The organism is Geminicoccus flavidas (assembly GCF_009806515.1).
Lineage (GTDB): Bacteria > Pseudomonadota > Alphaproteobacteria > Geminicoccales > Geminicoccaceae > Geminicoccus > Geminicoccus flavidus.
This window is the reverse complement of record NZ_WUJP01000092.1, coordinates 1-9,777: the sequence shown is the minus strand read 5'-3', so window position 1 is coordinate 9,777 and position 9,777 is coordinate 1. Positions and strand designations below refer to the sequence as shown.

The following is a 9,777-nucleotide window of genomic DNA, read 5'->3' as shown; positions in this document are numbered from 1 at the left end:
GTCGGTCAGCACCACGATGTAGGGCAAGCCCTTGTCCTTGACCATTTCCACCGCGACGGTGGTGCGCGCCATCTGCATGAGGGACAGAGCACCCTCCTGCATCCGCGCTCCACCGGAGCTGGTGAACACGATCAGCGCGGCTTCCTGCAGGACGGCGAGCTTCGCCGCCGCCAGGAAGGCCTCGCCCACCGCGGTGCCCATCGAGCCGCCCATGAAGGCGAAGTTCATGACCCCGATCACCGCGGGCATGCCGTCGATCTTGCCGTGGGCGGCCTCCAGCGCGTCCTGGCGGCCGGTCTTGGCCTGGGCCTCCTTAAGCCGGTCGGCGTACCGCTTCTGGTCGCGGAACTTAAGCGGGTCGGCCGGCACCTTCGGCAGCTCGATCTGCTGCCAGCTCCCGGCGTCGAACAGGGTCTCGAAGCGGAACTTCGGGTCGACCCGCATGTGGTGGCCGCAATGCGGGCAGACGCGCTGCGCCTGCTCGAAGTCGCGGTGGAAGATCATCCGCTCGCAGGACGTGCACTGCCGCCACAGATCGTCGGGCAGGGCGGTCTCGCGGCTGACCAGCGCGCGGATCTTCGGCCGGACATAGTCGGTGAGCCAGTTGCTCATGCGCGGGCTCCGCGTACGCCGGCCGCCAGCTCGCGCACCAGCCCGTGCACGGCCTCGACCAGGCCGGGCTTGGCCTTGCCGTCCTGATCGAGATTGGCGGCCACCAGGTCGACCAGGGCCGAGCCCACCACCGCGGCATCGGCGTTGCGCGCGATCGCCGCCGCCTGCTCGGGCGTGCGGATGCCGAAGCCCACCGCGACCGGCAGCGTCGTGGCCGACTTGATCCGGCGCACGGCCTGGCCGACCAGGTCGGCGACCGGGGCGGCCGAGCCGGTGATCCCGGTGATCGACACGTAGTAGATGAAGCCGGACGCGTTCTGGAGCACCACCGGCAGGCGCCTGTCGTCGGTGGTGGGTGTCGCCAGGCGAATGAAGTCCAGGCCGGCCTCCTTGGCCGGCAGGCAGAACTCCTCGTCCTCCTCCGGCGGCAGGTCGACCATGATCAGCCCGTCCACCCCGGCCTCGACAGCGGCTGCGATGAACCGCTCCTTCCCCATCCGGTGGACCGGGTTGTAGTAGCCCATCAGCACGACCGGCGTCGTCTGGTCCTCCGAGCGGAACCGGCGCACCAGCTCCAGCACCCCGTTCAGCGTCATGCCGGCCGAGATGGCACGCAGATTGCCGGCCTGGATCGCCGGGCCGTCGGCCATCGGGTCGGAGAACGGCATCCCGATCTCGATGAGGTCGACCCCGGCACCGGGCAGGCCCTTGATCAGTCCCAGCGAGGTCTCCGGATCGGGATCGCCGGCGCAGAGATACGTGACCAGTCCCGCCCGCCCCTCGGCGGCGAGCGCAGCGAAGCGCTCCCGGATTCGCTCGCTCACAGCTTCACTCCAAGATGCTCCGCGACCGCGAAAATGTCCTTGTCGCCCCGGCCGGACAGGTTGAGCAGGATGATCTGGTCCCGGTCCATGCCGGGCGCAATCTTGGCGACATGCGCCAGGGCATGGGCGCATTCCAGCGCCGGCAGGATGCCCTCCAGCCTGCCGCAGAGCTGGAAGGCTTCCAGCGTCTCCGCATCCGTGATGGGGGCGATCTCCAGGCGGCCCTGGTCCTTCAGCCAGGAATGCTCGGGCCCGACGCCGGGATAGTCCAGACCGGCCGAGATCGAGTGCGGCTCGATCACCTGGCCGTCCTCGTCCTGGAGCAGGTAGGAGCGCGAGCCGTGCAGCACGCCAGGCGTGCCGGCGGCCATGGCCGCGGCATGCCGGCCGGTCTCGATCCCGTCGCCCGCCGCCTCCACCGCGATCAGCCGGACCTCGTCGTCCAGGAAGGGGTGGAACAGGCCCATGGCGTTGGAGCCGCCGCCCACCGCCGCCACCAGCACGTCCGGCAGCCGGCCTTCCTTCTCCAGGATCTGCAGCTTGGCCTCGCGGCCGATCACCGACTGGAAGTCGCGCACCATCGCCGGATAGGGATGGGGGCCGGCCACCGAGCCGATCACGTAGAACGTGTCATGGACGTTGGTCACCCAGTCGCGCAGCGCCTCGTTCATCGCGTCTTTCAGCGTGTGCGAGCCGGAGGTGACGGGGCGCACCTCCGCACCCAGGAGGCGCATGCGGAACACGTTGGGCTGCTGCCGCTCGATGTCCTTCGCACCCATGTAGACGATGCAGGGCAGGTCCAGCCGCGAGGCCACCGTGGCGGTGGCGACGCCGTGCTGGCCGGCCCCGGTCTCGGCGATGATCCGGGTCTTGCCCATGCGCTTGGCGAGCAGGACCTGGGCCACCGTGTTGTTGATCTTGTGGGAGCCGGTGTGGTTCAGCTCCTCGCGCTTGAAGTAGATCTTCGCCCCGCCGAAATGCTCGGTCAGGCGCTCGGCGAAGTAGAGCGGCGAGGGACGGCCGACATAGTCCTTAAACCAGCCGTCGAGCTCCTTCCAGAAGCCCTCGTCCTTCTTCACCTCCTCGTAGGCGCGCTCCAGGTCCAGGATCAGCGGCATCAGGGTCTCGGCGACGAACCGTCCGCCGAAGATGCCGTAATGGCCGTTCTCGTCCGGCATGGTGCGCAGGGAGTTGCGCTGGCTCATCGGTCGTTCCTTCCAAATCCCTTGGCCTTGGCGATGAAGTCGGCGAGCCGTGCCGGATCCTTCACGCCCGGCGAAATCTCCACCCCGGAGCTGACATCGACGCCGGGTGCGCCGGTGGCGGCCAGCGCTGCCTCGACATTGTCAGGGCTCAGGCCGCCCGCGAGCAGCCAGGGCCGCCCGACCTCCAGGCCCTGGAGCAGCCGCCAGTCGAACGCCAGGCCGTTGCCGCCGGGCTGGGCGGCGCCGGGCAGGGCCTTGGCATCGAACAGCAGCATGTCGGCTGCCTCCTGGTAGGTCGGCAGCACCGCCAGGTCTTCGGCCACCGCCACGGGCAGCGCCTTCAGGGTCTCCACGCCGAAGCGCAGCCCGATCTCGGCGACCCGCTCGGGCTTCTCCTCGCCGTGAAGCTGGATCACGTCGAGGGCCACCGACATCAGCACGGCCTCGAGCAGATGGTCGTCCGGATTGACGAACAGGCCGACCGTCCGGGTCTGGCCGGTGACATGGCGGGCGAGCTCGCCGGCCTCATGAGGCGTGACGTTGCGCCGGGACGGCGGAAAGAACACGAAGCCCACGAAGTCCGCCCCGGCCTCGCAGGCCTGTGCGATGCGCGCCGGCTCCTTCAGCCCGCAGATCTTGACCAGCGTCATCGGCTAGGCCCGCTCCCGAGCAGGGCGGCGGCAGCGGCGGCCGGATCGGCGGCCACGGTGATCGGCCGGCCCACCACCAGCACGTCGGCACCCGCCGCCAGTGCCTCCTGCGGCGTCATCACCCGCTTCTGGTCGTCGCCGGAGGGCCCGGCCGGGCGGATGCCCGGGACCACCAGCTTAACGTCAGCCGGCAGGTTCCGGCGCAGGCGGGCGATCTCGTGCGGCGAGCAGACCAGCCCGTCCACCCCGGCGGCCACGGCCAGCCGCGCCAGCCGCTCGACCTGCGCCCCGGCATCGCCGCTGATGCCGGTATCGGCGAGGTCGCCATCGTCTAGGCTGGTCAGGACGGTGACCGCGAGCAGCCAGGTGGCGGCACCCGCTTCCCGCTTGGCCGCCACCGCCGCCTCCAGCATGGCCCGGCCGCCCGCGGCATGGAGGGTCAGCATGGCGGGCTCGAGCGCCAGGGCCGAGCGGACCGCGCCTGCCACAGTGTTGGGAATGTCGTGCAGCTTCAGATCGAGGAAGATCGGCAGCCCGGCCTCCCCGACGGTGCGCACGCCCGCAGGCCCGCTGGCGCAGAAGAACTCCAGCCCCAACTTCACGCCGCCGACCACGCCATTCAGCGACCGGGCCAGCGTCAGGGCGCCGGCCGGGTCGGGGCGGTCGATGGCGCAGAAGATCGGGGAGCTGGACAAGGTCGGTTCCGGTCGATGGCAGGACCGCTGCGCTGCTTGGCAGAGCCGGGCAGGTGCGTCAACGCGATGGGCAGGATGCCCCTTCATGTGTGGGAAGCAGCGCCGGATTCAATTGCCCTGGCGCGATGCGGCGACCACCGACTCGGCGGCCACCAGGTCCTCCAACGCCGCACCCACCGACTTGAACAAGGTGACCTCGTCGGCGCTGCGCCGGCCCGGCACGGTGCCGATCACCAGCTCGCGCAGCTCGCCCCGGATCGAATCGGCCGAGAAGGCGCCGGCATCGATCGCCTGGAGCAGGTCGCCCGCCTCGGCCAGCGCACCCTCGCGCGTGTCGACGAACACGGCGGCCATGGCCATCAGCGCATCGTCGCTCTCGCGCATCGCATGGGTATAGGCGCCCACCAGGTCGACATGGGTGCCGGGGCGGACATCGGCGCCGCGCACCAGGGGTGCGGTCGAGTTGGTGGCGACCGAGATCAGGTCGGCCTGGCCGACCGCAGCCGAAAGATCAGTGACCGCCTCTGCCGCGATGCCCTGCTGGGCAAGCCCGGCCGCGGCGGCTTCGGCCTTACCGGGATTGCGGTTCCAGATCAGCGCCCGTTCCAGGGAGGGCCGCACCGCCCGATGGGCATGGACGAAGTTCGGGCAGAGCGCTCCGGCACCCACGACCAGATGGGTGCGGATGTCGTCGCGGGCGAGATAGGAGGCGGCCAGGGCCGAGGCGCCAGCCGTGCGGCGCAGAGTCAGGGCCGCGCCATCCAGGATGGCCCGGGGCGTGCCGGTCGGCCCGTCGAACAGGAGGTAGAGGCCCTGGATCGAGGGGATGCCGCGGGCCTCGTGGCCCGGCGCCACATGCACGATCTTGATGCCGGTGACGCTGCCCGGCCGCCAGGCCGGCATGATCAGCAGGTCGGCTGGCCGGTCCATGCCCGGGCGCGGGACCGGGTGGTGGTGCCGGACCGGCGCCTCCGCACCGGCCTGGAAGCCGGCGCGCAGCGCCTCGACCATGCGCGGCCAGGGTAGTGCGGCCTCGATCGCGGCCGAGCCGAAGAAGGGCACCTGCTCCATCGGCTCAGCGCGCCGTGGCCAGTGCCCGGGTCGGCGTCACGTTCTTGGCGGCGAGCGCTGCGGCCGAGGCTTCCTCCTCGCGGCGGCGGCGCAGCTCCTGCTCCTGTAGAATGGCCAGCTTGCGCCGGGTGCGCGACGCCTCGACCCGCTTGTCGTGGCCGCCCAGCCAGGACGCGATGCCGCCCAGGATCACGCCGATGATCATCGCCACCAGGAACACCCCGTAGAGAGGCAGGTCGACCATGAACGGGGTCGGCCAGAGCGAGATCTCGACCGGCTGGCGGTTGCCGATTGCGAACAGGACGATGACCAGGAGCCCGACCAGGGCCAGGATCGTGCGGAGAAACTTTACCATGGGCGCCTCACGAAGCTTGGGCCGCTCATATCAGAGGAGGCCCGGCTGCGACAGGCGCTGCCGCCTCACTCCGTGCCGACGTTCAGCCGCTCTCTGAGCTCCTTGCCGGTCTTGAAATAAGGCACCCGCTTGTCCGGGACATCCACCTCCTCGCCGGTGCGCGGGTTGCGCCCGGTCCGCGCCGAGCGGCCGCGGATGGAGAAGGCGCCAAAGCCGCGCAGCTCGACCCGGTCCCCGCGCTCCAGCGCCTTGGTCAGCTCCTCGAACACGGTGGCGACGATCTTCTCGACGTCGCGCAGATAGAGATGCGGGTTCGCCTCGGCGATGCGGCGGATGAGGTCGGAACGGGTCATGCCGGCGGTCGCTTTCCCTGGACGAACGATCCAACGTCCGCCTTTTCGCGCGACGGTGGTAGCACGTCAAGGGACAGGAAGACGCAACCCATTGAACTGCAACGATAAAGCCTTTTCTCGGGTTCGTTTCGCAAAGTACCTGCCCGCGTTAGCGCGCAGCATCCCGGCAGGCGGCGCGGCACCGGCGCCACAGTATAGCAGCTTCCAGCATGGGTGCGCTTGCCGAACTTGCCGCAGTGCGGGAAGATCCTCGGCTCGCCCATGCGGCAGGCAACCCGGCGTTACCCGCGCGGCCCCTCGAGCATGCCCGACCATCGGGCAGGCCGAACCGGACGCGCCCATTCTGTTCCGAGACGGCTCGACCATGAACGCGACCATGCTTCGTCACGCGGTGATCCTCGGCCTCCTGATCGCAGTGGGTCCGTTCGCGATCGACGCCTACCTGCCGGCCTTCGGGTCGATCGCCGCCGAGTTCGCCACAGACCATGGGGTGGTGCAGCTCACTGTGCTCTGCTTCGTGATCACCATGGCGGCAGGCCAGGTGATCTACGGGCCGCTCTCGGACGCGATCGGGCGCAAACCGCCGGTCTATGCTGGCTTATGCCTGTTCGTCCTGGGCTCGATCGGCTGTGCCTTGGCCGGCGACGTCGATTCGCTGCTGCTCTGGCGCCTGCTCCAGGGGCTGGGGGCGTCGGCTGGCATGGTGCTGGCGATCGCGATCATCCGCGACATGCATACCGGCGTGGAGGCGGCGCGCCTTCTGTCCACCGCGATCCTGGCGCTCAGCGTCTCGCCGATCCTGGCCCCGCTGGCGGGCGGCCTGCTGATCCAGGTAGCGTCCTGGCGGATGATCTTCTGGGCGCTGGCCCTGGTCGCGATCGGCGTGGGCTTCCTGATCTGGACCTCCATGCCGGAAACCCACCTGCCCGAGCGGCGTACGAGGCAGAACGGGCTCACCATCCTGCGTAGCTATGCCGGCCTGTGCCGCGACCGTACCTTCATGAGTGCCGTCGCCACCGCCGGCTTCGCCCAGGCGGCGCTCCTGGCCTATGTCGCCGGCTCGTCCTTCGTGTTCATCACGCTCTACGGGACCACGCCGCTCACCTACAGCCTGATCTTCGCCGGCAATGCCGCGACCATCATCGGCCTCGCCCAATTCAACGCCACCATCATCCGCCGGATCGGTGCTCCGCGCCTGATCACGCTGGCGGTTGGCTGGTTCGTGGTGATGGCGGTACTGATGTGCCTGGTCATGCTGACTGGGCAGGCCAGCCTTCCGGTCGCGGCCCTGATGATCTTCCTGAGCCTGGGGGCGCTCGGCATGATCATGCCGAACGCGACCATGCTGGCGCTGGAGCCGATGGGGGCGATGGCCGGCACTGCCTCGGCGCTGGGCGGGTTCCTCCAGGGCCTGCTGGGTGCGCTGGCGACGCTGCTGGTGAGTGCTGCCTTCGACGGCACAGCGCGGCCGATGGTGGTGGTGATGGCGGGGAGTTCGTTGTGCTGTGCGGCGGCCTGGTGGCTGCACCTGCGCTCCGCTTCACGCCGGCTCAGCCCAGCCGTGAGCTAGAGCCGGCCGATTAAGAGCATTGGGCGACCCAGCCTAGGCGGCCGGTTCCTGGCGTCGCCCGCTGCCGATCCTGATCTCGGCGGGTACCTGGAGCGGGCCGTCGGCGCCACCGAGGCAGCGTCGAACCTCGTCGCGCACCGTTCGGCGCAACTCGTCCGGCAGCGCGATATAGGCCTGTCCGCCTGCGCCGCCCCCGCGCTCGTAGGGTTCGAAATAGGCGTCGAAGGAGGGGAAGGTGAAGCTCAGCGCAGCTGTGGCGACCTCCACTTCGGCGAAGCCCGTCTTCTCAAAGAGAGTGCGGAGCTTGTTCTCATCGGCAAGCGAGAAGAAGCGTTCGGCGGCCTCTGCCAGCGAAGGCACGTAGCGCCCGATGATGGCGATGATCTGCCCATTGAAGGAGCGCTCCACCGTGGTTGCCACGGATACTGCCGCGCGACCTCCCGCACGCAGCACGCGGTGGAACTCGGCAACGCCTAGTTCTGGAGCAGGAAAGAACATGAGCCCGAGGCTGCATAGGACGCTGTCGAAGCACCCTTGCGGGAAGCTCAGTGCCTGCCCGTCCTCGACCGCGAAGGAAGCATTCGCGTGCCTGCCCAGGCGCTCGCGAGCCTTGGCCAGCATCGCCGGTGCGATGTCAGCGGCAACGACATGGCCGGCTGGCCCGACGGCCGCCAATGCCGCTTCGGCGGCAAGACCCGTGCCGGTGGCGATGTCGAGGACCCGATGTCCCGGCTTCAATCGCACGGCGTTCAGCAGGAATGGCGCAAAGCCCCGGATGACGCGGCTCATCTGCTCGTCGTACCCGGCGGCTGCGGCATCTCCATAGCTCAGTGCAGCCATCGCGTGCTCCTGAACGGAACACTTCAGCTTCCACCGCTTGCTTGGGGTCGTCAAGCAGCTGCGCCGGTCTTCTGATTCGGGAAGAGCGGGAGATGATGAGAGCGGCAAGAGGGTTGGCTCATCTAGGCTGCCGATGGAGCCGTGCTTGCTCTTTTCGTCACGGCCGGGCTCGACCCGGCCATCCAGTTCTTCAGAGCACTCGCTGGATGGCGGGCTCAGGGCTGGCCATGACGCCATGGAGAGGACGGTGCCTCATCCATGCTCATCGATCTCCACAGGTACCCATGGCACCGCTAGCCATGAACTCCCTGGGAATGTTGCCGGCTGCTGCTCAGGCCACAGCGTCCCACACGGGCGAGAACTCGAAGTCGCAGATCCGGTAGTTGGTCGAGCGCAGCGCCGAGATCTGCGCCATCTCGTCCGCCGTCAGCTCGAACTCCAGCACCTTCAGGTTGCTCTTCGCGTTCTTCTCCGAGCTGGTGCGCGGGATGGCGGCCACGCCTTCCTGCTGGATCAGCCAGCGCAGCGTCACCTGGATCGGGTTCATCCCGTGGGCGTCGGCGATCTTGCGGATCACCTTGTCGTCCATGACCTTGCCGCGCGCGGTCGGGCAGTGCGCGGTGGTAGCGATGCCGAGCTTCCTGTGGAAGGGCAGCAGCGCGTCCTGGGACAGATAGGGGTGGTACTCGATCTGGTTGTTGACCAGCGGGATCGGCGAGAGCTCGGTGGCCAGGCGCAGGAGCGGGATGGTGAAGTTGCTGACGCCGATAAAGCGGGTCAGGCCCTTGCGCTGCGCCTCGACCAGGGCAGCGATCGTCTCGTCCAGCGGGACCGTCTTGGACGGCCAGTGCAGGAGCAGGAGGTCCGGGGGCGTGCCCAGGTTCTTCACCGACTGCTCGGCGCTGTGCAGGAAGTCGTCATGCGCGAACTCGTCGGGCCAGATCTTGGTGGTGAGGAAGATCTCCTCGCGCGGGACGCCCGAGGTCATGACGCCGCGGCCGACCTCGGCCTCGTTGCCGTACATGCGCGCGGTGTCGATGTGCCGGTAGCCGAGGTTCAGGGCGGCGGCGACCATGTCGGTGCCGAGGCTGCCGGTGAGCTGGTAGGTGCCGAAGCCGAGTGCCGGAATCCGTGCGCCGTTTGCCTCGATCGTGATCATCCGCCTGTCCCTGCTCATGCTTCCGGATGGAATGGCCGCGCCAAGGAGGCGGGCGTGTGCAGGCGGATACGGGTGGCGTCGCGCGAGATCAAGACGAGCACGATGATCGTGGCCAGATAGGGGGTCATCGCCACGAGGTTGCTGTTGATCGCGATGCCCGCCGCCTGGATCTGCAGGCCCAGGATGGTGACGCCACCGAAGACATAGGCGCCGAGCAGCACCCGCCAGGGCCGCCAGGTGGCGAACACCACCAGCGCCAGGGCGATCCAGCCGCGCCCGGCGGTCATATCCTCCGCCCATTGCGGGGTGTAGATCAGGGACAAATAGCCGCCGCCGATCCCGGCCATCGCCCCGCCGAACAGGGTGGCCAGCCAGCGGATGCGCAGGACCGGGTAGCCCAGCGCGTGGGCGCTGTCCTGGTTCTCGCCGACCGCGCGCAGGAT

Annotated in this window: 12 protein-coding genes; 1 reads left to right on the top strand and 11 read right to left on the bottom strand. The window is 69.0% G+C overall.

Translation table 11 applies throughout. The features are described 5' to 3' along the window. The 8 genes from EQG76_RS02430 to EQG76_RS02395 all read right to left on the bottom strand — a co-directional run. Positions 1 to 612 (bottom strand): acetyl-CoA carboxylase carboxyltransferase subunit beta (locus tag EQG76_RS02430; RefSeq protein ID WP_159710291.1); only part of this gene is annotated, 612 nt, incomplete at its 3' end. After that, positions 609 to 1,436, bottom strand: coding sequence for a tryptophan synthase subunit alpha (trpA, locus tag EQG76_RS02425; RefSeq protein WP_159710289.1), 828 nt, complete (start codon positions 1,434 to 1,436; stop codon positions 609 to 611). The genes EQG76_RS02430 and trpA, both read right to left, overlap by 4 nt. Next, positions 1,433 to 2,641: a tryptophan synthase subunit beta gene (gene trpB / locus EQG76_RS32025; RefSeq protein ID WP_159710287.1), complete on the bottom strand. Its 1,209-nt coding sequence runs from the start codon at positions 2,639 to 2,641 to the stop codon at positions 1,433 to 1,435. The genes trpA and trpB overlap by 4 nt, the downstream gene beginning before the upstream one ends. Then, positions 2,638 to 3,291 (bottom strand): phosphoribosylanthranilate isomerase, encoded by a 654-nt coding sequence (locus EQG76_RS02415; RefSeq protein ID WP_159710285.1) that lies wholly within the window; start codon positions 3,289 to 3,291, stop codon positions 2,638 to 2,640. The genes trpB and EQG76_RS02415 overlap by 4 nt, the downstream gene beginning before the upstream one ends. After that, positions 3,288 to 3,986, bottom strand: coding sequence for an orotidine-5'-phosphate decarboxylase (gene pyrF / locus EQG76_RS02410; protein WP_235031170.1), 699 nt, complete (start codon positions 3,984 to 3,986; stop codon positions 3,288 to 3,290). The genes EQG76_RS02415 and pyrF overlap by 4 nt, the downstream gene beginning before the upstream one ends. A gap of 108 nt (positions 3,987 to 4,094) precedes the next feature. Beyond that, positions 4,095 to 5,057: a bifunctional Delta(1)-pyrroline-2-carboxylate/Delta(1)-piperideine-2-carboxylate reductase gene (lhpI, locus tag EQG76_RS02405; RefSeq protein WP_159710281.1), complete on the bottom strand. Its 963-nt coding sequence runs from the start codon at positions 5,055 to 5,057 to the stop codon at positions 4,095 to 4,097. A gap of 4 nt (positions 5,058 to 5,061) precedes the next feature. Next, positions 5,062 to 5,412 (bottom strand): LapA family protein, encoded by a 351-nt coding sequence (locus EQG76_RS02400; protein WP_159710279.1) that lies wholly within the window; start codon positions 5,410 to 5,412, stop codon positions 5,062 to 5,064. A 65-nt stretch (positions 5,413 to 5,477) separates the two neighbouring features. Beyond that, positions 5,478 to 5,765, bottom strand: a complete 288-nt coding sequence (locus EQG76_RS02395) for an integration host factor subunit beta (RefSeq protein WP_159710277.1) — start codon at positions 5,763 to 5,765, stop codon at positions 5,478 to 5,480. A gap of 364 nt (positions 5,766 to 6,129) precedes the next feature. Between EQG76_RS02395 and EQG76_RS02390 the strand changes: the two genes are divergently transcribed. After that, positions 6,130 to 7,335, top strand: coding sequence for a multidrug effflux MFS transporter (locus EQG76_RS02390; protein ID WP_159710275.1), 1,206 nt, complete (start codon positions 6,130 to 6,132; stop codon positions 7,333 to 7,335). A gap of 33 nt (positions 7,336 to 7,368) precedes the next feature. Here the strand turns inward: EQG76_RS02390 and EQG76_RS02385 are convergent, their stop codons facing one another. The 3 genes from EQG76_RS02385 to EQG76_RS02375 all read right to left on the bottom strand — a co-directional run. Beyond that, positions 7,369 to 8,175 carry a class I SAM-dependent methyltransferase gene (locus EQG76_RS02385; RefSeq protein ID WP_159710273.1) on the bottom strand — a complete coding sequence of 269 codons (807 nt, stop codon included), beginning with the start codon at positions 8,173 to 8,175 and terminating at the stop codon, positions 7,369 to 7,371. Between the two features lie 331 nt (positions 8,176 to 8,506). Further along, complete coding sequence (locus EQG76_RS02380; protein ID WP_159710271.1) at positions 8,507 to 9,334, bottom strand: aldo/keto reductase; 828 nt, start codon at positions 9,332 to 9,334, stop codon at positions 8,507 to 8,509. Positions 9,335 to 9,348: 14 nt separating this feature from the next. Next, on the bottom strand, positions 9,349 to 9,777 hold a 429-nt coding region (locus tag EQG76_RS02375), incomplete at its 5' end, for an ABC transporter permease (RefSeq protein WP_200840496.1).

What these genes read in the sequence shown, in the direction of transcription:
- EQG76_RS02380 (WP_159710271.1), bottom strand. Translation starts at nt 9,334, where the DNA reads ATGATCACGATCGAGGCAAACGGCGCACGGATTCCGGCACTCGGCTTC.
- lhpI (WP_159710281.1), bottom strand. Translation starts at nt 5,057, where the DNA reads ATGGAGCAGGTGCCCTTCTTCGGCTCGGCCGCGATCGAGGCCGCACTA.
- EQG76_RS02390 (WP_159710275.1), top strand. Translation starts at nt 6,130, where the DNA reads ATGAACGCGACCATGCTTCGTCACGCGGTGATCCTCGGCCTCCTGATC.
- EQG76_RS02400 (WP_159710279.1), bottom strand. Translation starts at nt 5,412, where the DNA reads ATGGTAAAGTTTCTCCGCACGATCCTGGCCCTGGTCGGGCTCCTGGTC.
- trpB (WP_159710287.1), bottom strand. Translation starts at nt 2,641, where the DNA reads ATGAGCCAGCGCAACTCCCTGCGCACCATGCCGGACGAGAACGGCCAT.
- EQG76_RS02385 (WP_159710273.1), bottom strand. Translation starts at nt 8,175, where the DNA reads ATGGCTGCACTGAGCTATGGAGATGCCGCAGCCGCCGGGTACGACGAG.
- EQG76_RS02415 (WP_159710285.1), bottom strand. Translation starts at nt 3,291, where the DNA reads ATGACGCTGGTCAAGATCTGCGGGCTGAAGGAGCCGGCGCGCATCGCA.
- EQG76_RS02395 (WP_159710277.1), bottom strand. Translation starts at nt 5,765, where the DNA reads ATGACCCGTTCCGACCTCATCCGCCGCATCGCCGAGGCGAACCCGCAT.